This is a genomic window from Prevotella sp. oral taxon 313 (assembly GCF_003043935.1).
Lineage (GTDB): Bacteria > Bacteroidota > Bacteroidia > Bacteroidales > Bacteroidaceae > Prevotella > Prevotella jejuni.
Window position 1 is genome coordinate 1,242,847 of sequence record NZ_PYXE01000001.1, and the last position, 23,547, is coordinate 1,266,393.

Consider the following 23,547-nt stretch of genomic DNA (forward strand, 5'->3'; position numbering starts at 1 on the left):
GATTTATTAAATAGATAAGTCTGAAAAGAAAAGTTAAGTTAGTACTGTTCTGTTTGCTTAACTCCATGTAAGCAAGCGTCACATATTTCATGTTATAACTTATTAACGATAAATTCTGGGTAATATAGTATGGATACTCAAAACATACCCGTTCATGTTCGGTTGTGGAATAAGCACTTTTGGTTATTAGCAATGGCTAATCTCTTGTTAGTTATGTCTTCCTATATGCTGGTAGCTACTATACCTTTACGTATGGAGGTTAGGGGATATTCAATATTGCAAATAGCTTTGGTAATGGGAGTGTTCTTTATTGGAATCTACCTGTTCGGTAGCCTTTCCGGCTATCTTGTTCAACGCTATCGTCGCAAGAATGTGTTTAATCTTTCAATATTATTGCTCTTAGCCGTTACAGGTGTACTTTATTATCTGAGTAGTCTACCTTATAATTCCTTCGATTACATGCTACTCGTAGGACTTCGTTTTATGCAAGGAGCCTTCTATGGACTCTCGCAACTGGTGCTACTTAGTACATTGATAATTGATACAGTAGAAGCTGTACACAGAACAGAAGCTAATCATGCAGCGACATGGTTTGGGCGTTTTGCCCTCTCTCTTGGTCCGCTGGCTGGAATCTACGTATATCAGTCGATGAACTTTGGTTCTGTACTCATCTTGTCATGTATTTGTCTACTTGTAGCCTTTGTCTTTGTCAATCTAATCAGGTTCCCATTTCGTATGCCAAGTGAGGACTATTCTCGCTTCTCTTTCGACCGATTCCTATTAAAGGGGAGCCATTGGCTTTTTGTCAATGTAGTCCTTGTCACATCTGTAGTAGGAGTTCTTTTAAGCATTGAACATACTCCACGTTTTTACGGGATGATGATGTTGGGCTTTGTGATTGCTATTCTTGCAGAGCGTTTTGTGTTTGCTGATGCTGATCTCCGCAGTGAAGCAACGACAGGGATGATAGTTATTGGTATTGCAGTACTATTGATGATAACGCGCAGGCAGGAGAGTGTTAGTTATGTTGTGCCTATTCTCATTGGATTGGGCGTAGGATTAATAGGAAGCCGATTCTTACTCTTCTTTATAAAGATGTCTGACCATTGTCAGCGCGGAACCAGTCAGAGTACTTTCTTACTTGCATGGGAAACAGGTATAGGTATAGGCTTGGTTCTTTCTTACGGTTTATTCCATCTTGAACAACCGCTTGTCTTATGGGTTTGCCTTGGTATTTTAGCAGCCTCTTTGATACTCTATGATACATTCATTCATAGTTGGTATATAAAACATAAACATCGATAGATTTACTTGAAAGCTTTGTTATCATATATTTGACTATTAGTATGTTATAAACATGTGTGATAAGATACTTTTAGTAAATATATTATGAAGATTGTTAATAGTATGATAAGTAAGCATTTCTTAGCGTATAAGGAATGCTTACTTGCGTATATTACTATCTGAAGAAAGGTGAATACTTAGTTTTGAATAAACCCGTATCCTTTGTCCTTAGTAATAAAATGTATTTCTAATAACCATTGAATGTTACTTTATATTTCATCATAAAGTAAGGTGTTAGGCCCTCGTGCAATAAGTGGTGAACAATAATATGTCAATAGAAGGTGACCACTGATGCTGGTTCTTGTCGTAAGAATGACTATAATTTGACTAAAAAACTTAAATTGTAACATAAATATTTGTAGGATAAAACTAAATTTCATTGTGTTGTAAAGCAAATTTGCTTTTTCGTCAACTTTTTATTATCTTTGCAACAAATTAGCTAATTATATGGGATTATTCGGTTTATTCGGTAAGAAGAAAAAAGAAACACTTGACAAAGGACTTGAGAAGACAAAGGAAAATGTGTTCTCAAAACTGGCACGTGCAGTGGCAGGAAAGTCAAAAGTAGATGATGAAGTCTTAGATGACCTTGAAGAGATTCTTGTTACGTCGGATGTAGGTGTGGACACAACTATCAAGATTATTCATCGTATTGAAGAGCGTGTTGCTCGCGATAAGTATGTTTCAACAAGCGAGCTGAACGGTATTCTCAAAAGCGAGATAACCGCATTGCTGACAGAAAACAATACAGGAGACAATGGCGAATGGACACTACCAGAAGGGACACACCCATACGTAATACTTGTTGTAGGAGTAAATGGTGTTGGTAAGACCACAACGATAGGTAAGCTTGCTTGGCAATTTAAGCAGGCTGGTAAGAAAGTCTATCTTGGTGCAGCTGATACCTTCCGTGCTGCTGCTGTTGAACAGATTCAGATATGGGGTGACCGTGTAGGGGTGCCAGTGGTGAAGCAGCAGATGGGAGCAGACCCAGCAAGTGTGGCTTTTGATACATTACAAAGTGCGAAGGCAAATGGTGCTGACGTAGTTATTATTGATACAGCTGGTCGTTTGCATAATAAGATTGGCTTGATGAACGAGCTGAAGAAAATTAAAGATGTCATGAAGAAGGTTGTTCCTGAAGCTCCACATGAGGTACTTTTGGTACTTGATGGTAGTACAGGTCAGAACGCTTTTGAGCAGGCTCGCCAGTTTGCTGCCGTGACACAGATTACCTCACTTGCTATCACAAAACTCGATGGGACCGCTAAGGGTGGAGTTGTGATAGGTATCAGTGACCAATTGAAGGTTCCTGTTAAATATATTGGTTTAGGTGAAGGTATGGAAGACTTGCAGCTCTTTGATAAGGTGCAGTTTGTTGATAGCCTATTTAAATAGGGTGTTAGGTGATAAATGTTAGGTGTTGATGAATTGATATTATATTCCTACAATTCATCAACACCTACCCCACGACACCCATCACCAAACCAAAGAACAAATGAAGAAAAATCAGATAGATATAGTTACAATGGGATGCTCTAAGAATCTTGTAGATTCAGAGCTTATCATGAAACAATTTGAAGCAAACGGCTACCATTGTACGCATGACTCAAAGCGTCCACAGGGTGAGATTGCTGTTATCAATACGTGCGGTTTCATCGAAGCCGCAAAGGAGGAGAGTATCAATACAATCCTTGAATTTATCAATAGAAAGAAGAATGGACAACTCAATAGACTTTACGTGATGGGTTGTCTCTCACAGCGTTACAAAGATGAACTTGAAGCAGAATTACCAGAAGTAGATAAGTTCTATGGTAAGTTTAATTATAAACAACTGCTGACAGATCTTGGGAAAGCTGATGTGCCTGCATGTAATGGTGTGCGTCATCTAACAACACCACGTCATTATGCTTATGTCAAGATTGCTGAAGGTTGTGATCGGCATTGTGCTTATTGTGCTATTCCTTTGATAACGGGTCGGCATCGCTCACGTCCTGTAGAGGAAGTGTTGGAGGAAGTGAAAGGACTTGTAGCCGAAGGAGTAAAGGAATTTCAGATAATAGAACAGGAGTTAACTTACTATGGTGTTGACCTTGATGGTAAGCATCATATTACAGAGCTTATCTCTCGGATGGCTGATATAGAGGGAGTAGAGTGGATACGCTTACATTATGCTTATCCTAATCAATTCCCACTCGACCTGCTTGATGTGATTGCAGAGAAACCAAATGTCTGTAAATATTTAGATATAGCTTTTCAGCATATCTCTGATCACATGCTTGACCGTATGCATAGGCATGTTACTAAGCAAGAAACACTCGATTTAATAGCAGAAATACGGCGTCGAGTGCCAGGAATACATCTTCGTACGACGCTACTTGTTGGTTTCCCTGGTGAGACAGATGAGGACTTTGAAGAATTAAAAGAATTTGTTACCGAAGCTCGCTTTGAGCGTATGGGAGCCTTTTCTTATTCGGAAGAAGAAGGTACCTATAGTGCAAATCATTATAAAGATGATGTCTCAGAGGATGTTAAGCAGGCTCGCCTTGATGAGCTAATGGCTATTCAACAAGGTATTTCTGAAGAATTGGAAGAAGAAAAAGTTGGTAAGACCTTTAAGGTTATTATAGACCGTAAAGAAGGTGATTACTATATTGGTCGAACAGAGTTCTGCTCGCCAGAAGTAGACCCAGAAGTCTTGATATCATCCAAAGGTAAATCTCTTCGAGTTGGTAAATTCTATAATGTACATATAACAAACTCCGATGAGTTCGACCTTTTTGGTGAGGTTGTTGAGTAAAAAGGTAGTAGGCTAATAATTCTGAATTTGAATATAGGGAGAAAACAGGATGAACAATAAAGAATTCATTGCTACATTAGCAGCAAAGACTGGATACACACAGGATGAAAGTCAAAAGATGGCGAAAGCTATTGTTGATTTGATGGGTAAGTCCTTCGAATCAGGAGAGCCTGTTCCTGTGGTTGGTTTTGGTACGTTTGAAGTAAAGAAACGACTGGAGCGTGTGATGGTCAATCCTTCTACTGGTTTGCGTATGTTGGTTCCTCCTAAGTTGGTTCTTAATTTCAAACCTGCAGCAACAATAAAAGGACACGTAAGAAAGGGAGGTACGGAAAATGGCTAAGACGACAATACAACTTATAGCTAACGGATTGGCTAAGGATTTCAACCTATCTGCTGTAGAGGCGACTACTTTTGTTGAAGCCTTTTTCAATATAGTAAGTGAGGAACTGAAGAATGGTAATCAAGTTAAGATTAAAGGACTTGGTACCTTTAAGGTTCAATCCGTTAAACCTCGTGAGAGTGTTAACGTTAATACAGGTGAGCGTGTACTTATTGAAGGTCATGATAAGATTACGTTCACTCCTGACGCTGTCATGAAAGAACTTGTCAACAAGCCATTCTCACAGTTTGAAACTGTTGTTATTAATGATGGTGTTAATACAGAAGAGTTAGAACGTGTTCCTGTTGAGGATAGTTCAGAAGAGGTAAAGTCTGAAGCAACAAATGAAACTTCAACTACTACTATTACAGATGTACAATCAGATAGTATTAGTGAGGAAAAAGACAGAGAGAAGGAGCTTGCTAAAGAGACGAACCAGCATGTAGAAAAAGAGTCTCTGCCAGTAGAGAAGGTTATTGAAGACAACTTGGGCACAGTAAGTCATTCAAATGAAGCTGATGAAGAACCTTCTTTAATAAAAGACAAAAATCTCTCGACAGTATTCGAACAACCTTCGACACAAGATGAAATCGAAGATGTGTTACAAGAAGAGACGGTTGATGCTGCTGTGAAATGGGCTGAGGAGGTTTCCAAAGTAGAACAAACTAATTCAAAGAAACCAGCTGAACAGAAAGAACCTTCATTGAATGATAATCCGATTGTTGTAGAACAGTCACAGCAAAAGGTGCCTTCGAAGATTATTAATGAAGGAGTTGGAGAAGAATCAAAACAGTTTGAATCATCGAAAGATAGCAAGGTGGTTGTAGAAACCCCACAGAGAGAAGAACCTTCGCAGGACGAGAATGTAGCAGATGTTGTAAATTTTTCTAAGCAGGAAGAGCCTTCAAAGCTGTCAAATGATGATGATGGTGATGAAGAGAGCTCTGCAAATGGTACATTAAAGAAGGTTGCTCTGATAGCTTTCCTTGTAATTGTATGTCTTGGTATTTTCCTTTGGACACGAATAGGTAATAAAGAAGTAAGGAAAACTTCGACTGATGTTGCGGAACAAACAAGTAAGAAAGAAGATAAACCTTCACTTGGAACGAAAACGGTTCCAGCAGATACAGTTAGTAAGACTAAAGCTAAGAAGGTATTAGAAAAGAAAGAAACATCTGATACTGAGTCGTTTGCAGCACTAAACCATGATGCTCGTATCCGTTATGGAGCATATAACATTGTTGGTATAGACCGCATTGTTGTATTGAAGAAGGGTGAAACAATGGAGAAATATAGCCGCAAGACGCTTGGTGCAGATATGGTTGGTTACTTCCAAGTACTTAATGGTCGTAAGACAATGCAAGCTGGCGATACAATGAAAGTACCTAAGGTTGAATTAAGACCCGAGTATAGGAATAGGTAAAGTTTCGTTGTTTTATATAAAATTATAACCACCTTGCGCAGGTGTGATTATGTAGAAAAAGTCCTTAAAATATGTTTTAAGGACTTTTTTAATATAATTTAGACACTATTCTTCGCTTCATCCGCATTTATGTTGTACTTTTGCGACTAATAGAATAAGAATATAATAGTACAATAATAATTCGTAAGATAATGGCAGAATCTATTGATATTAGAGAGTTAAATGAGCGGATAGAAAGACAGAGTACATTTGTTACCAACTTGACGACGGGAATGAATCAAGTCATTGTTGGGCAAAAACATCTGATAGATTCATTATTAATATCACTGCTCAGTGATGGTCATATTCTCCTTGAAGGAGTACCAGGTTTAGCAAAGACGCTTGCAATTAAAACGTTATCACAGCTCATAGATGCTCGTTATAGTCGAATTCAGTTTACTCCAGACCTTTTACCTGCAGATGTTATTGGTACGCAGATATACTCACAAAAGGATGAGGCTTTTCATGTAAAGAAAGGTCCTGTGTTTGCTAACTTTGTGCTTGCAGATGAGATCAATCGAGCTCCAGCGAAAGTTCAGAGTGCTTTGTTGGAAGCAATGCAAGAACATCAAGTTACTATAGGTGAGTCTACCTTTGAACTTCCTAACCCTTTCCTTGTTATGGCAACTCAGAACCCAATAGAGCAGGAGGGAACCTATATGCTGCCAGAGGCACAAGTAGACCGCTTTATGTTAAAGGTTGTTATAGACTATCCTACGATAGAAGAGGAGAAACTTGTTATACGTGAGAACCTTCAAGAGAGTATGCCTGTTGTGCATCCTGTCGTTAGTGCCAATGAGATTCTTGAGGCACGTCGTGTTGTTAAGGATGTATATATTGATGAAAAGATAATGCAATATATTGCAGATATAGTATTCGCTACGCGTTATCCAGAACGTTATCAGTTACCAGAATTGAAGCAAATGATGACATTTGGAGGTAGTCCGCGTGCAAGTATTAATCTTGCAAAGGCAAGTCGGGCATACGCCTTTATTAAGCATCGTGGTTATGTTGTCCCTGAAGACGTGCGTGCTATGGCTCATGATGTGCTACGTCATAGAATAGGACTATCATACGAGGCTGAGGCTGCTGACCTTACTACCGAGAAGATTATAAGTGAAATTATTAATAAAGTACAAGTGCCATAATCTCTATATTAGACTTTAGAAGTATTTAGAAAGCATTATCGTCATTTTTTTATGGAGACTACTGAATTATTAAAGAAGGTCCGTAAGATAGAAATCAAGACCTTAGGACTAAGCCAGAATATCTTTGCTGGGCAGTATCATTCTGCCTTTAAAGGTCGTGGTATGGCTTTTTCTGAGGTGCGTGAGTATCAGTATGGTGATGATGTTAGAGATATTGATTGGAATGTAACAGGCCGTTTCCATCGTCCGTATGTAAAGGTATTTGAAGAAGAACGTGAGTTAACAGTGATGTTGCTGATTGATGTTAGTGGCTCACTTGATTTCGGTACTTTAGGTCAGTTAAAGCGAGAATGTGCAACAGAAATAGCTGCTATTTTAGCTTTTTCTGCTATTCAAAATAATGATAAGATTGGTGTTATATTCTTCTCAGACCGTATAGAGAAATACATCGCTCCAAAGAAAGGGCGTAAGCACATCCTTTATCTTATTCGTGAAATGTTAACTTTCACACCTAATAGTAAGAAAACAGATGTAGGAGTAGGTCTTGAATACCTTAATAAAGTGATGAAGCGACGTTGCACTGCATTTGTTATTAGTGATTTCTATACGCGTAAGGATTTTAGTCAAGAACTTCGAATTGCTAATAAGAAGCACGATGTCGTTGCGATTCAAGTATATGATCCTCGTGCAAAGGATATGCCTGATATAGGATTAATGAAAGTTATTGATGCTGAAACTGGGCATGAGATGTATGTTGATACACATGATGTGCGCTTAAGAAAGGAACATAAAAGGTATTGGATGGAGCGTGAGAAACGCCTACATGATACGTTAAGCCAGAGTCGTGTAGATAGTGTGGCGATAGCAACGGATGATGATTATGTTAAAATGTTGATGTCGTTGTTTGCAAAGAGAAATCGATGAAAAGATATATTATACTATTTGTATTGCTAATTCTGACTGTTATATGTCATGCACAGGTACAGGTAACGGCAAGTGTGGATTCTGCCCAGATATTAATTGGGGGACGTTCACACTATTACATTACTGTAAATGTACCCAAGGGTAAGACGGTTTCTTTCCCAGAATACAATAATAAAAAGGAGATAGCAGCAGGAGTGGAAGTTCTCCAGACTAAGAGCGATACAACAGAAGTAAATAACGAATTAAGAATAAGAAAGATATATACTATAACAGCCTGGGATGCTAAGCATTATACAATTCCTGCACAGAAAGTAGTTGTAGGAGATGCTACAACGATGACAGGGAAAGTTGTATTGAATGTACAAGCTATTCCTGTAGATACAGTGAAGAACATGCCAATGCCACCAGATGACATACAGAAAGTTTCTTTCTCTTGGCATGAGTGGATACCAGTATTTATCTTTATCTTATTGATAATCCTATTTCTTGGTGTTGCATTCTATCTTTATCGTATCCTTCGTCATAAGAAGTCAGGATGGAAACCAAAGAAATCAAAGACTTTATCTTTCTATAAACAAGCGAAACACGACCTTACTGAGATTGCAACAAAGAAACAGATGTATAAAGAACAAAAGGATTATTATACAGATGTTACAAACGTGTTAAGGACATACATCTATCGGAGATTCAATATCAATGCATTGGAAATGACTTCTCAAGAAATGTTGGATTCTCTTAAAGAAACGTGTGATACATTGAAGGTTGACGACTTAAGAGCGATACTGACAACTGTAGATTTGGTTAAATTCGCTAAGTATTCAACTAACTTGAATGATATGGATTATTATCTTAATAGTATTGAGCATTTTATTGATAGTACGAAGATAAATGAACCTGTTGAAGTTGTAAGCGAACCAAAAGAGGATATAAAAGATAAACGTTCACGTAAGATGCTAAAGCTTACAATTGCGTTGTTAATCGTTGCATCTGTAGTAGTACTTCTTTATACATTGTCAGAAGTGTATACTCTCGTAATGTAATATAAAAATGATATAAGGAATGGAATTTGCCAATACAGGATATCTACTTTTGCTACTATTACTGATACCATATATTTTATGGTATTTCTTTCGTGGTAAAGGTAAAGAGCCAACCATGAGGATGAGCGATACATTTGCTTATCAACATGCTCCCAAGAGTTGGAAGGTAAGATTAATTCATCTTCCTATGGTTTTGCGTTGTATTGTTTATACTTTGGTGGTTATAATATTGGCACGCCCTCAGACTTATAATACATGGGATGATAAAGATACGGAAGGTATTGATATAATGCTGGCAATGGATGTTTCTGCGAGTATGTTAACAGAAGATGTATTCCCTAATCGCTTGGAAGTAGCTAAGGAAGTAGCGTCTGAGTTTATTAATAGTCGACCAAATGATAACATCGGACTTACGATATTTGCTGGTGAAGCTTTCACGCAATGTCCAATGACACTTGATCATACAGCCTTATTGAATCTTCTTCATGGCGTGCGTACAGATTTAGTTACGAGTGGACTGATGCAAGATGGTACTGCTATTGGTATGGGGTTGGCGAATTCTGTTAGTCGTTTGAAAGACTCAAAGGCAAAGAGTAAGATAGTCATCCTTTTAACTGATGGTAGTAATAATGTTGGTTCTATCTCTCCTATGACAGCAGCTTCCATTGCTAAGAAATTCGGTATCAGGGTCTATACGATTGGTCTTGGTAGAGAGACAGGCGAGGATATAGGTGCTATTGACTATAAGACTTTGCAGGACATAGCCGTTTCAACACATGGAGAATTCTATAGAGCACAAAGTCAGGCAGAGTTATCTAAAATTTATCAAGATATTGATAAACTTGAAAAGACTAAGATGAAGGTTAAGTCTTATGACCATCTACATGAAGCTTATATGCCTTTTGCATGGTTAGCATTGATACTTTTTTGCTTTGAGCTATTACTTCGTTGGACAGTCTTTAGACGATTACCATAAGTTTATCTCTTTGTAATGTCAATAGTAGTTCAATTGCATAACAAGAATATTTGAAGAATGTTTAGATTTGATAATCCTATATATCTATGGTTGTTGTTACTGATACCTTTATCAGTAATGATTTACTTGTATTCTATTCGTAAGCGTAAGCAACGAATAGCAAGATTTGGGAATCCCACACTTGTACGCCAACTATCTCCAATGACAAGTAAGAAACGTAGTTGGATTAAATTTGTGTTACTTGAATTGTCATTGCTTTTTCTCATACTTATTCTTGCCCGTCCACAAATAGGAAGTAAACTTGCAACTAACAAGGAGCGAGAAGGAATAGAGACTATTATAGCACTTGATATTAGTAACTCTATGTTGGCAGAGGATGTTGCTCCTTCTCGTTTAGAAAAGAGTAAGTTGTTGGTAGAGAACTTAATGAATAAGTTTAGCGAGGATAGAATAGGGTTAATAGTCTTTGCTGGAGATGCTTTTGTTCAGTTACCGATAACAAGTGATTATGTTTCTGCTAAGATGTTTTTAGATAATATCAACCCTTCATTAATTGAAACACAGGGTACTGACATAGGGAAAGCACTCCAACTTTCTATGAATAGCTTCACACCTAATTCAAAAGTGGGTAAGGCTATTATCTTGATAACAGATGGTGAAGATAATGAAGGTGGTGCTGAAGAAATGGCAAAGCAGGCACAAAGTAAAGGAATAAAAGTCTTCATTTTGGGTATTGGCTCAAAAGAAGGGGCTACTATACCAATGCCAGATGGAGGATTATTAAAGACTTCGACCGGTGAAGTTGTTAAGACACATCTTAATGAAGAGATGTGTAAACAAATTGCTGACGCAGGTCATGGCGTATATCTTCATGTTAATAATAGTAGTACTGCCGATGCTGTGCTGGGTAGAGAACTCGATAAACTTCAAAAAGGTAAAATCAATAATATTGCTTATAGCGACTTTGATGAGCAATTTCAAGCATTAGCATTGCTTGTTGTTATTCTACTGATTACAGATGCCGTATTACTTGAAAGAAAAAGACGATGGTAAGAGTATGACAAAACGACTTTATATCATAGTGTGTTTATTGATGATGTTTGTTGAAATGAATGGCCAAACATCTAATCAACTGATAAGGGAAGGGAATAGACTCTTTTCCTCAAAGAAGTATGCTCAATCTGAGATACTTTATCGCAAAGCAGTGGATAAGGATGTCAACAATGCTATTGCTAATTATAATTTAGGCCGAAGCTTACAAGAACAGAAGAAGAACGCAGAAGCAAAGAAGTTTTATGAAGCTGCAGCAAAGTTAGAGAAGGATCCAATTCGTCAGTCAAGTAGTTACAATAACTTAGGAACTATCTTCCAAAACGAAAAAGACTACACAAAGGCGATAGAGGCTTATAAAAATGCGTTACGTCATAATCCAAACCACAATAACGCACGATATAACCTTGAGTTGTGTAAACAAAAGCAGAAGCAACAAAAGCAGAAGCAGCAATCATCAAGTGATAAGAAGAATAAATCCAATAAGGATAAAGATAAGAAGAAGCAGTCTCAGAATAAGAATCAAAAGAACAATCAGAAAAAGAATAATCAGCAGAAAGATAAGCAAGATATGAGTAAAGAGAATGCTGAACAGCTTCTTAATGCTGTTAAGCAACAAGAGAAAGAGACTCAAGAGCGTTTATCAAAAGCCATGCGTCAGCCTTCTGATAGAAAACTTGATAAAAACTGGTAATATTGGAAATATGAAACGATGTATATTTTTATTATTCTCTCTCATGAGTGTTTGTTTCTTACAAGCACAACGAGTACGAGTAGCTGCACCTAAACAAGTAACTGTTGGAGAGGAGTTCCAAGTTGAATATGTTGTATATACTCAAGATGTACGTAGATTTCAGTTGGGAAGATTGTCAAGCGGTGTTGAAAAAGTATTTGGGCCGGCAACTTCATCACAATCCAATTATCAATTTATTGATGGACATGCAAGTAGTTCATCTTCTGTATCATTCACATACGTATTTGTAGCTACAAAGAAAGGTAGCGTAAGTATTGGCCCTGCACATATCTTTGTGAATGGTCAGGAATTAGCTTCAACACCTGTAAAGATTATGGCTACTACAGGGTCTCATGGCTCTATGAGTAATGGATATTATGATACGCGAAGTGATTCTCGTTCAGCTGCTTCAAAGGTAACAGCTAAGGACTTATTCATCAAGGTAAGTGCAAATAAGACCACTGTATATGAGCAGGAGCCAGTCTTACTTACATATAAGGTATATACAACAAAGAACTTACGTCAGCTTATTGGTAAAATGCCCGATTTGGCGGGATTTCATGTACAAGAAATAGATTTACCACAACAAAAGACTTTCCATAAAGAACGTATAGGAAAACGTGTGTACAACTGTGTCACTTGGAGTCAGTATGTTATGTATCCACAAATGACGGGTACATTAAAGGTTCCTCCTTTGACTTTCCATGGTGTCATTCAGGTACCAAATAGTTTCAATCCTTTTGAAGCTTTTGGCATCGATGGAGGGAGTACAAGCTTCAAGAAAGATGTCGTAGCGCCAGAATTAGCTATAAAGGTTCTTCCTTTACCTAATCGTCCTGCTAATTTCTCAGGTGGTGTTGGACATTTCAATCTCTCGGCACAATTAAATAAGAAGGAAGTTAAAGCTGGCAATCCAATTACTATTCGTGTTGTTGTCAGTGGAGCAGGCAACTTGAAACTAATTAAGCAGCCTATTATTCAAATTCCTAAGGGAGTTGAATCTTATGATGTTAAGGTAACAGACAAAACTCAGCTTACTACAAAGGGAGCTGAAGGAAACATGATTTATGATCAGGTTGTAATACCTCATCAAGAAGGTCTTGTAGCTATTCCTCCTGTAAAGTTCTGTTATTATGACTTATCACAAAAGAAGTATATTACGTTACAGACTGAGCCAATGGACTTGGTTGTATCTCGAGGTGATGGTTCCTCAAAAGACATTCTGTCTGTTGATTTGCCTAATGAGGACATATTACCTTTGAAGAAGGGTGACAGCACTCTTGACAATATTGGTAATTTATTCTTCGGTTCTACAGTATATTATATTATTCTAATTCTACTGTTAAGTATAGGTGGTGGTTTGTCTTTCTACTATCGTAAACGTTTTGCTTACCGTGTAGATATGGTTTTTAAGCGAGGTAAGAACGCAAATCGTATAGCTTCCAGTCGTTTACGTGCTGCTGAACTCTTGATGTTAAAGAATAAGAACCTTGATTTCTATGATGAGGTATTACAAACTTTATGGGGTTATGCGAGTGATAAGCTAAATCTGCCGGTAGAACATTTGTCACGTGAGAATTTGAGTGAACAATTTAGTAAGATAGATATAGCAAAGGAAGTAATAGATAATTATATCTCTGCTATTGATGAATGTGAGTTTGAGCGTTATGCTCCAGGAGACGAAAAAGGTAATATGAAACGTACTCTAACTGTTGCAATGAAGGCTATTGCAGATATGGAAGAGGCTATTAAGAAATTGAAATCCTCAAAGAAAAAGGCATTCCTCTTTTTGCCTTTACTCTTCTGTCTGTCGTTCTTCTTCTCTGCGCAGCTTTCTGCACAGACTAAGTCAGATGTAGATAATCTCTATCAAAAAGGAAATTATGTACAAGCAGTGAAGGGTTATGAGAAGTTATTAAAGCAGGGAGAGTCTGCCGCTTTATATTATAACCTTGGTAACTGCTATTATCGACTTGATAATATTCCTCACGCTGTATTATCTTATGAGCGTGCACAACGTCTTGCCCCAAGTGATGAAGATATTCGTTTCAATCTTCAGTTAGCGCAGTCTAAGACAATAGACAATTTAACTCCTGAGTCTGAGATGATTTTTGTTACTTGGTATAAGGCATTGGTTAATCTTTTTAGTATAGATAGCTGGGCTTATCTTAGTCTTGTTTGTCTGTTTATTTCTATTGTGGCACTTGTTGTTTATTTATTTGTTGATATAGAAATTCTTAGAAAGTTATCTAAGATAGTACTGCCTTTGTTCTTTTTCTTCTTCCTTATCAATACTTTCTTTGCTATACAACAGGTATATCTATTAGACTCAGAAACCCATGGTATTATCATGTCGCCTTCTACTGTCGTTAGAAAGATGCCCGATCAGAAATCTGCTGACTCCTTTATTCTCCATGAAGGATCGAAAGTGAGAATCATAGATAATAGCATGAGTCAATGGACTGAAATCAAATTAAGTGATGGTCGTCAAGGCTGGATTAAGGCTGATAATGTTGAGGCTATTTAAGTCTGTTGTCAGTTAACATTTGTTTTAATCGAAGGATGAATTTAGACGCTTTACAGACATTTGATAAGTCAATTTTACTCGCATTCAATGGAGGTGAGAATATTTTTCTTGACTCTTTTGTGCTCACGTTGACGTCTGCTTACACGTGGATTCCTCTTTATGCGTCTTTACTTTATCTGGTTATAAAGAATAATGAGAATTGGCAGAAGATAATACTTATTATTGGTACTGTTGCATTAGGTCTTTTCATAGTGAATGGTACCAATCTTGGTATTGTCAAACCACTCATCGCAAGAGCACGACCGCTTAATAGTCCTGACTTACAAGGGATAGTTGTTTCTGTAAACCATTATGTGGCTGATGGCTACAGTTTTTTCTCTTCTCATACGGCAAACGCATTTGTTCTTGCTGTGTTTTTTAGTCTGTTAGTACGCGACCGTATCTTTTCTATCTTGATGATAGTGTGGAGTATTATCGTATCACTAACCCGTCCTTATCTTGGAGTCCATTACCCTTCAGATGTACTTGTGGGTATGATATTTGGATCAAGTGTCGCTGTTCTCATTTATTTTTTATACCTTCGCATGTATATTCGGTTTAGTGATAAGTTACACTATATCTCTACGAAATATACGCGAACAGGTTATAGCTTCGCAGATATAGACGTTGTTATCTGTGTACTTATATTGTCATTCATTTATGCGGCATTTCGTGCCATCTTATCTATATAAATTAAATTATGTCTGAAGATACAAAACATATTTGCATTACTGATTATAACTACCCACTCCCCGATGAGCGCATCGCTAAGTTTCCATTAACAGAGCGCGACCATAGTAAGCTGTTGCTTTATAAACATGGTGAAGTATCGGAGGACATTTTCTATAATCTTCCTGAATATTTGCCTAAAGGTGCATTAATGGTTTTCAACAATACGAAAGTCATTCAGGCACGTATGCACTTTCGCAAGGAAACAGGAGCACTTATAGAGGTATTCCTTATGGAGCCAGCACAGCCAACAGATTATGAATTGATGTTCCAAACTAATCACGAGTGCGCGTGGCTTTGTATGGTTGGCAACCTTAAGAAGTGGAAGGAAGGGGCATTAAAGCGTGCGTTTGAAATCAAAGGACATAAGTTGACCCTCACTGCAACTATGGACCGCAGCAAGGTGCATGAGCAGGCAGGTGGTACTAATCACTGGATTCATTTTGAGTGGGATAATGCTAACATCTCATTTGCAGAAATCCTTGAAGCCGTAGGTGAATTACCTATCCCTCCGTATCTTAACCGTGCGACAGAGGAGAGTGATAAGGAAACCTATCAGACGGTTTATTCAAAGATTAAAGGTTCTGTAGCAGCACCTACGGCTGGACTCCATTTTACTGATAAGGTGTTAAATGCTTTGGATGAGCATGGTATTGACCGTGAAGAACTCACACTCCACGTGGGTGCAGGTACTTTCAAACCTGTAAAGAGCCACGAGATAGAGGGACATAGTATGCACACGGAGTATGTAGTTGTTCGTCGACAAACCTTAGAGAAACTTTTACAGCATAATTGCAGTGCTATTGCTGTTGGAACAACAAGCGTCAGAACTCTTGAAAGCCTTTATTACATGGGTGTGAAACTTGTGTCAGCTCCCGATATGGCTGAGAAGGACCTCCACGTTAATCAGTGGGAACCATACGATTTACCACATAATGAAGAAGGACTGGTCGAGGTGAATGGCAAAGCAGTATCTGTTGAAGAAGCTATAAGGAATATACTTACTTATTTGGACAGGGACGGATTGAACGCACTTCACTCAAGCACACAGATTATTATAGCGCCAGGTTATTCTTACAAGATAGTCAAAGCACTTGTAACTAATTTCCATCAACCACAATCCACACTGCTACTTTTGGTAAGTGCATTCCTAAAAGGTGATTGGCGTAAGGTCTATGACTATGCACTTAGTCATGATTTTCGTTTCTTAAGTTATGGTGACTCCTCTTTACTTATACCTTAATATAATAAGGTGAATATAAGATTTTGAGGTACCATTCCAAATGATCGAGTGCATTATTTCCACTGGTAAGATATATTAGGAGGTGTGTGCTCAATAAAGAATACTCAATGGGGAGAAGACGCGACTAAACTTTTTAATGTAGATAGATGTGTCAATCCCAATAAACTATAATGATAGGTTAAAGATGAAAATAGGAGATAAAGTTAGATTTCTGAGCTCTACGGGCGGTGGAATCATTGCTGGTTTCAAAGGAAAGATAGTGTTGGTTGAAGATGAAGATGGCTTTCAGATTCCAACGCCTGTCAATGAGGTTGTTGTTGTTGAAGATGCTGCAACCGACCGTGCTAAGATGCGTATCGACCAGCAGCAACGTAAGATGGAGAAAGGTGAGGATAATCGCAGCATTAAGCAACGATTGACAGCTGCGGGAGCAGAAGAAGAGGAGGTAGGGGAGAATTGGCGTGATGTCGATGCTGACATTGAACCAAATGATGACCCTTCAATTAATTTTGAAGCCCCAGTAAAAGAGCGTGTTGGTGGTGATGAGTTGTCTGTCTATTTGGCTTTTACTCCCACTGATATTAAGAATCTTACGACGACACACTTCAAGTCTTACCTCGTCAATGATTCAAATTACTATGTTCATTTCTCTTACGCATTGAAACAAGAAGAGAAGTGGGTACTGAAAGCTGTTGGTGAGTTAGAACCTAATATGAAGTTACTCATAGAGGATTTCACACTTGCCGACCTCAATAACATGTTACAGGGCTGTGTTCAGCTTCAGAGTTATAAGAAGGATAAGCCTTTCACCCTCAAGCCTACTTGCGATCTTCAAGTTAAGATTGATGCCGTGAAGTTCTATAAGCTTAATACTTTCCACGAGAGTGTATTCTTTGAACAACCAGCTTTGATATACACGTTAATAGAGAAAGACAAGCCAGCACAGCATCCGATGTTAGAACCTCTGACAAGGAAAGCAGAGGACGAGGCTACCGAGAAACTGAAAGTGGGATATTCTTCTCCAAGTCGTCTTTCTGAAGAAGAGATCGACAAAAAGACTGAGGAACTTGCTAAACGTTACAAAGTTGAGCGTAAGAAGCCTGCGAAGCAGATTCTTAACGATGATAAGATTATCATAGATCTTCATGCTGATGAGTTGCTTGAGACGACAGTTGGTATGACCTCAGCCGATATTCTTGAATATCAATTGGATGTTTTCCGTCGTACACTCGACCAGTATAAGGGGCAGCGTGGTAAGAAACTCATCTTTATTCATGGCAAGGGCGAAGGTGTTTTGCGCCATGCCATCATCCATGAGCTCAACTATAAATACAAGCATTATTCTTATCAGGATGCTTCTTTCCGTGAGTATGGCTACGGAGCTACCCAAGTGACAATTAAATAAATTAGTTTTTTATATGAAAAATGGACTTATAAAGGTTGCTGCAGCTATTCCAGCGGTGAAGGTTGCTGATACGAAGTTTAATCTCATAGAGACTGAGAAGCAGATTGCCGTTGCTGATGGACAGGGTGTAGAGATTATTGTTTTCCCAGAATTGTCATTGACGGGTTATTCTTGTCAAGACCTATTTCAACAACAGTTATTGTTGGATGATGCCGAACAATCTGTCCTTAGATTACTTGAATTTACACGCCAGTTAGATATAACAGTCATTGTGGGTGCACCCGTTACTGTTGGTCCGCTGCTACTTAACTGTGCAATCGTGATACAGCAGGGTAAACTACTTGGGATCGTTGCAAAGACATTCCTTCCTAATTACAGTGAGTTCTATGAGAAGCGATGGTTTGCTTCCTCACAGGATTTACGTCCACAGCATATTCACTTTGCAGGGAGTAATATCCTCGTAACACCCGAACTACAGCTTTTCCGCACATCAGAAGGTGTGACCTTCTCTATTGAGATTTGCGAAGATGTATGGGCTCCAACCCCGCCAAGTAATCATCTTGCTTTGGCTGGTGCTGAGATTATCTTTAACCTGTCAACGAGTGACGACCTTATAGGTAAGCATGATTACTTAAAGAATCTTTTGTCTCAACAGAGCGCACGCACCATCAGCGGGTATGTCTATAGCAGTAGTGGTTTTGGTGAAAGTACACAGGATGTTGTCTTTGGGGGTAATGCTTTAATCTATGAAAATGGTACACTCCTAAAACAAGCGAAGCGTTTTCAGATTGATCCACAGTTAGTTATATCTGAAATTGATATCGAACGTCTGCGTGGAGAACGTCGCACTAATAGTACATTTGTCAATGCGCAGCGTCCTGTTGCTTCTGGACTTGTCGGTATTACAGGACAAATCGGTAAGTTGGGTATCCATGTTGAATGTATGCCACCACTTAATCCTATGCGCGACCTTGTGCTGACACGTGAGTTTGATAAGCATCCTTTCATTCCCAAGTCAGAGAACATAAAGGATGCTTGCGATGAGATTTACAATATCCAAATTAGTGGTTTAGCGAAGCGATTAGTACATACAAATTGTAAGACGGCAGTCATTGGTATCAGTGGTGGACTTGATTCTACCCTTGCTTTACTTGTAGTTGTCAAGACGTTCGATAGACTTGGGCTTGATCGTAAGGGTATTGTGGGTGTCACTATGCCAGGTTTTGGAACAACGGGACGTACCTACAAAAATGCAATGCTACTCATGGAACGTCTTGGAATAACAATACGAGAAATTGATATTAAGGCTTCTGTCTTGCAGCACTTTGAAGATATAGGCCATGATGCCAATGTTCATGACTCAACATACGAGAATGCGCAGGCACGTGAGCGTACGCAGATTTTGATGGATTTGAGTAATCAGTTGAATGGACTTGTTATTGGTACAGGCGACCTTAGTGAGTTAGCTTTGGGCTGGTGTACCTATAATGGCGACCACATGAGTATGTATGCTGTTAACTGTAGCATACCAAAGACGCTGATACAGTATCTTGTTCGTTATGCAGCTGATACAGCAAAGGATAAGACTGTAGGTCAGACTTTGATTGATATTGTAGACACGCCAATCTCACCAGAGTTGACACCAGCTGATAATAAGGGAGATATAGCACAGAAGACAGAAGACCTTGTCGGTCCATACGAGCTTCATGATTTCTTCCTTTATTATGTCTTGCGCTGTGGTTTCCGTCCTTCTAAAATCTATTGGATGGCACAGAATGCCTTCCGTGGTGTTTATACTGATGATGTTATTCTACATTGGTTACGCCTCTTCTATCGTAGATTTTTCTCACAGCAGTTTAAGCGTTCGTGCTTACCTGACGGACCAAAGGTGGGCAGCGTGAGCCTTTCTCCACGTGGCGACTGGCGAATGCCTTCAGACGCTATGTCTACAAATTGGCTCAAAGAGTTAGAAGAATTATCATGAAACGGACAGTTTTAAGTCTTTTCATCCTTTTATTGATTCCTCTGTGCAGCCTTGCACAGGGGAATCTTCCTTTGCTCCAAGTCCCTATATTAGACCTGTTACAATATCAGGTGCAGAAGGGTAAAAGGGCAATAGCCCCCTTTCTTTTTAGTAAATACGGATTTAGACGAATACCGACTGAGCTGGTGAATGACGATGCTCGTCAGCTTTGGGGATGGCATGTCGGTCCAAACAGCGAATTCAATCAAGAGAAACAGCCTTTTTATCGACTCTTTGCAAAGAAGGATAATTCGAGTATAGCAATCATTGACGATAGGGGAGGAGCATTACAAGTCGTCTTTTGGAACAAGGAATATTACCATGTTTTTATCTCTGGACTTCAATTGCATGGCTATCGACTACAACCCATGAAGCATACGAGTAATATTCTTCGTTTTCAGCGAGAGGATAGTTCTGTGATTGTTGATGTAACGGTGTGGTCGGATATATATGTTTTAGAACTCCATAACTAAGTTTGCTATTGTAGGCTTTCTTTTACTTGGAGTAAAAGAACTACTTTATTTGTTGAATGTAATAAAATATATTTACATTATTTTGTGAGTAGTTGGGTTGGAGAATGAAACAAATGTCTTTTAATCTTTCTTACAACTATCTCGTTCTTAGATAGTTATAAATGGCGTTGGAGAAGATGCCTAACAAGAGTCAAGAAAGGCGTTAACAACATGCTAAAAGGGCGTCTTTTAGATGGTAGTAAAGGCTTAGTTCGACTGTAGTTAAGCCGTAGTACATTTGGAATAGAGGAAAAATATTAACATTATTGCTTCTTTTCTGTTTCTGTACGAAGAAGATATTTAGATTTAATAATCTATTTTATACCTAAAATGAAATAGTTATTTTAGTATTTTACGTTCATTTTCTTCGCTTTCTGTAGGATATTACTTAACTTTGTAAACACATTAAACAATCTTTATCATTGATATAATATAAATCTAAAAACATCTTATGAGAAACGGACTACTTTTGTTGTTAATGTTATTATTTTGCTGCAGTAATGTACATGCAAAAGATGACGCAATCCCTGTTCAAGGGCGAGTGCTTGATAACATGACGGGAGCTGGAGTGCCAAGTGCCAAGGTTTACCTGATGACATCAGACAGTGTGGTCATTGATAGTACGATTACCTATCCTGCAGAGGCTGGAGAATATGCGGGATTCTATCAATTAAAAAATTTGACGAAGGTTGGGAATTATATCGTGCGGGCAAGTGCAGAGGGGTATGAGGACGGCTATATGCGCTGTGTTTTGAGGAGTAAGCGTGAGTTTTTTGTACCTGTAAAGCCTATACGATTGGCAAAGGCGCACGAATTGGCAGAAGTGACCGTAAAGGCTACAAAGGTTAAAATGGTTGTCGCAGGCGATACGATTGTTTATAATGCTGATGCTTTCAACCTTGCAGAGGGGAGCATGCTCGATGCGCTAATTAGCAAGTTGCCAGGCGCACGACTGACCAAAGATGGGCAGATATTTGTCAATGGCAAGTATATTCAAAGCCTTTTAGTCAACGGACGAGAGTTTTTCAGTGGGAACCCAATGTTGGCATTGGAGAATCTACCTGCCTATACGGTTAATAAAATAAAAGTTTTTAACAAGTCGGGAGCAGCTTCAAAGTTGGCAGGACGTAATATGGGCGACAAGAACTATGTGATGGATGTGAAGCTGAAGAAGGAGTATGCCGTAGGCTATATGGGTAACGTTGAAGCTGGTGCAGGTTCGAACAACAGATATAAGCTACGTGGCTTAGCCATAAAGTTCTCTGACAAAGAACGCATCGGAATATTTGCCAATAGCAACAACCTTAACGACAATCAGCGAGCAGCACTTAATGGTGAGTGGAGCCCACAAGATGTAGGGAGTGGATTGCAGACGACTAAAACGGTTGGTGCTCAATATATGCGCTTTTTAGGAAATGATTTTTCTTGGTTCGATATTAGTAGCCTTTGGAATCATACAAATACTGACAACGAGTCTCACTCATCTAAACAAACATTCTTGTATGGTGGAGATTCATATCAGCATAGCAGGTATAAGTCGTTAGGAAGTTCTGATAATTGGACAGCGGGTAGCAATTTATGCATCCAAAAAGACGAATATTATACGATTAATAATCTTTCCTTTTCCTATGCCCATAGTCATGGCTTAAATAATAGTAGTATTGAGACTTCTGATAATCAATCACTACTTAACCGTATGCTATCGGCAAATAGCCTTGAATCGAGGAATGTTGATTTTAATCTTCAAAATAGAAATGGTATCAGCATTATTGCTGATATGATTAGGTGGAACTTTGGAATCAATTATAACCGTAACACGCAAAAGACCTTTTCTCTACAGGATTTGACCTATCTACAGCATAGTCTTCCCCGAGATTATCGTAATCAATATATAAACCGCCTTAATCAAAACCTTAAGTTATCAGCTGGTATCAGTTATAATTGGGCTTTTAGAAATATCAGCTTACAACCTGAGTATAATTACGCATATTCTTATATAAAAACGGATAATCCACTCTATCGTCTTGATAAGATTTCTGGACGTGATAGTAGTTTGTTCGATAGATTGCCCTCTGCCACAAGCATCTTGGCTACAGTCCTTGATAATGGGAATACTTATCACTTTACTGAGTATCAAAATAGTCATCAATTTAACTTCTGCTATAGAGACTTGCATAGTAAACTCTTGAAGTGTGAAATAAGTGTCAATCTGCCTGTTCGTATAGCTCATGCCAACCTTTATTATCAACGCATGGGACGACACGATGTGTCTCGACAGAGCATATTCTTTGAACCTAATATATGGTTAAAGGGTAACGCATGGGAGATAAAAGCTAAGATGAATTCTGAATTCCCTGACCTCACAACAATGGTTAATTATCGTGATGACAGCAACCCTATGAATATCATATTAGGCAATACGCAGCTTCGTAATATTCATTATTATGACATAGAAGGTGGTAAGACATTTGAGGGGAAGAAACATAGTCGCCTTAACATTAATACGGGTTATCATCAGACGGATAATGCTGTGGCTTATAGTCTTGTATTTGATAAACAAACAGGTGTTTCAACCGTTCAGCCCATTAGCGTAAATGGTAACTATCGCATTGATTTAGGGATAGGATATACCCGTCCATTGGATAAAAAAGAGAAATTAAGTATTGATAATCAAGCATCCTTTAACTATAATCATAACGTTGACATGGCAATGGTACAAGGGGCTACACAAAGTCAACGAAGTATTGTAAATAACTGGAAGATAAGTAACGTCTTGAAACTTAATTATCGTCCCGATGATAACTATGAGTTCACACTTCATGGCGGAGGTACATATTATCTTATCAAGAGCCAGCGTGAGGGATTTAATAATATTCATGCAGGAGATTATAATATAGGTATGAATGCGCAAATAACTTTGCCTTGGAAACTACAATTAACAACCGACCTAACAATGTTTGCTCGCCGTGGTTATCAGCTCTCAGAAATGAATACTACTGACTGGATATGGAATGCACAACTTAGTCGCAGTTTCATTAATAAAAAACTTTTAGTTAAGTTGCAAGGCTTTGATATGCTCCGTCAGCTCTCTAATACTCAATACTTAATGAACGCACAAGGAAGAACGGAAACATGGAATAATAGTATTCCACGATATGTAATGTTATCCCTGTCATGGCGATTTAATGTAAATCCTAAAAAGAAATAAAC

At 38.4% G+C, this 23,547-nt stretch carries 18 protein-coding genes; all 18 read left to right on the plus strand.

Annotated elements, in window-relative coordinates:
* The first annotated feature begins 129 nt into the window (after nucleotides 1-129).
* The 18 genes from AXF23_RS04815 (at nucleotide 130) to AXF23_RS04900 (ending at nucleotide 23,545) form a co-directional block, all read left to right on the plus strand.
* Entirely contained in the window at nucleotides 130-1,305 is a 1,176-nt protein-coding gene (locus AXF23_RS04815; protein WP_107624486.1) for an MFS transporter, read from the plus strand.
* A 486-nt stretch (nucleotides 1,306-1,791) separates the two neighbouring features.
* On the plus strand, nucleotides 1,792-2,742 hold the full coding sequence (ftsY, locus tag AXF23_RS04820) for a signal recognition particle-docking protein FtsY (protein ID WP_009010653.1): 951 nt from the start codon (nucleotides 1,792-1,794) through the stop codon (nucleotides 2,740-2,742).
* Between the two features lie 100 nt (nucleotides 2,743-2,842).
* A complete protein-coding gene (gene rimO, locus AXF23_RS04825; protein ID WP_009010654.1) occupies nucleotides 2,843-4,144 on the plus strand; it encodes a 30S ribosomal protein S12 methylthiotransferase RimO in 1,302 nt (433 codons plus the stop codon).
* 49 nt (nucleotides 4,145-4,193) lie between these two features.
* Entirely contained in the window at nucleotides 4,194-4,487 is a 294-nt protein-coding gene (locus tag AXF23_RS04830) for an HU family DNA-binding protein (protein WP_089366165.1), read from the plus strand.
* Nucleotides 4,480-5,949, plus strand: a complete 1,470-nt coding sequence (locus AXF23_RS04835) for an HU family DNA-binding protein (protein ID WP_107624487.1) — start codon at nucleotides 4,480-4,482, stop codon at nucleotides 5,947-5,949. Before AXF23_RS04830 ends, AXF23_RS04835 begins: the two co-directional genes overlap by 8 nt.
* A 191-nt stretch (nucleotides 5,950-6,140) precedes the next feature.
* Entirely contained in the window at nucleotides 6,141-7,136 is a 996-nt protein-coding gene (locus AXF23_RS04840; protein WP_107624488.1) for an AAA family ATPase, read from the plus strand.
* A gap of 51 nt (nucleotides 7,137-7,187) precedes the next feature.
* Nucleotides 7,188-8,060 (plus strand): DUF58 domain-containing protein, encoded by an 873-nt coding sequence (locus tag AXF23_RS04845; RefSeq protein ID WP_107624489.1) that lies wholly within the window; start codon nucleotides 7,188-7,190, stop codon nucleotides 8,058-8,060.
* Nucleotides 8,057-9,100 carry a DUF4381 domain-containing protein gene (locus tag AXF23_RS04850; protein ID WP_107624490.1) on the plus strand — a complete coding sequence of 348 codons (1,044 nt, stop codon included), beginning with the start codon at nucleotides 8,057-8,059 and terminating at the stop codon, nucleotides 9,098-9,100. The genes AXF23_RS04845 and AXF23_RS04850 overlap by 4 nt, the downstream gene beginning before the upstream one ends.
* A gap of 19 nt (nucleotides 9,101-9,119) precedes the next feature.
* A complete protein-coding gene (locus AXF23_RS04855; RefSeq protein WP_107624491.1) occupies nucleotides 9,120-10,076 on the plus strand; it encodes a vWA domain-containing protein in 957 nt (318 codons plus the stop codon).
* A gap of 57 nt (nucleotides 10,077-10,133) precedes the next feature.
* Nucleotides 10,134-11,129: a VWA domain-containing protein gene (locus AXF23_RS04860; protein ID WP_107624492.1), complete on the plus strand. Its 996-nt coding sequence runs from the start codon at nucleotides 10,134-10,136 to the stop codon at nucleotides 11,127-11,129.
* A 4-nt stretch (nucleotides 11,130-11,133) separates the two neighbouring features.
* The gene (locus tag AXF23_RS04865; RefSeq protein WP_107624493.1) at nucleotides 11,134-11,820 is read left to right on the plus strand and encodes a tetratricopeptide repeat protein; all 687 of its coding nucleotides are present in this window, start codon (nucleotides 11,134-11,136) and stop codon (nucleotides 11,818-11,820) included.
* Nucleotides 11,821-11,830: 10 nt separating this feature from the next.
* Nucleotides 11,831-14,386: a BatD family protein gene (locus AXF23_RS04870; RefSeq protein WP_107624494.1), complete on the plus strand. Its 2,556-nt coding sequence runs from the start codon at nucleotides 11,831-11,833 to the stop codon at nucleotides 14,384-14,386.
* A gap of 35 nt (nucleotides 14,387-14,421) precedes the next feature.
* Nucleotides 14,422-15,117, plus strand: coding sequence for a phosphatase PAP2 family protein (locus tag AXF23_RS04875; RefSeq protein WP_107624495.1), 696 nt, complete (start codon nucleotides 14,422-14,424; stop codon nucleotides 15,115-15,117).
* Nucleotides 15,118-15,125: 8 nt separating this feature from the next.
* Entirely contained in the window at nucleotides 15,126-16,397 is a 1,272-nt protein-coding gene (locus AXF23_RS04880; protein ID WP_107624496.1) for an S-adenosylmethionine:tRNA ribosyltransferase-isomerase, read from the plus strand.
* 184 nt (nucleotides 16,398-16,581) lie between these two features.
* Complete coding sequence (locus tag AXF23_RS04885; RefSeq protein WP_107624497.1) at nucleotides 16,582-17,802, plus strand: DUF2027 domain-containing protein; 1,221 nt, start codon at nucleotides 16,582-16,584, stop codon at nucleotides 17,800-17,802.
* 13 nt (nucleotides 17,803-17,815) lie between these two features.
* The gene (locus AXF23_RS04890) at nucleotides 17,816-19,786 is read left to right on the plus strand and encodes an NAD(+) synthase (RefSeq protein WP_107624498.1); all 1,971 of its coding nucleotides are present in this window, start codon (nucleotides 17,816-17,818) and stop codon (nucleotides 19,784-19,786) included.
* On the plus strand, nucleotides 19,783-20,298 hold the full coding sequence (locus AXF23_RS04895) for a hypothetical protein (protein WP_107624499.1): 516 nt from the start codon (nucleotides 19,783-19,785) through the stop codon (nucleotides 20,296-20,298). The genes AXF23_RS04890 and AXF23_RS04895 overlap by 4 nt, the downstream gene beginning before the upstream one ends.
* 490 nt (nucleotides 20,299-20,788) lie before the next feature.
* Nucleotides 20,789-23,545, plus strand: coding sequence for a TonB-dependent receptor (locus tag AXF23_RS04900; protein WP_107624500.1), 2,757 nt, complete (start codon nucleotides 20,789-20,791; stop codon nucleotides 23,543-23,545).
* The last annotated feature ends 2 nt before the right edge of the window (nucleotides 23,546-23,547 follow it).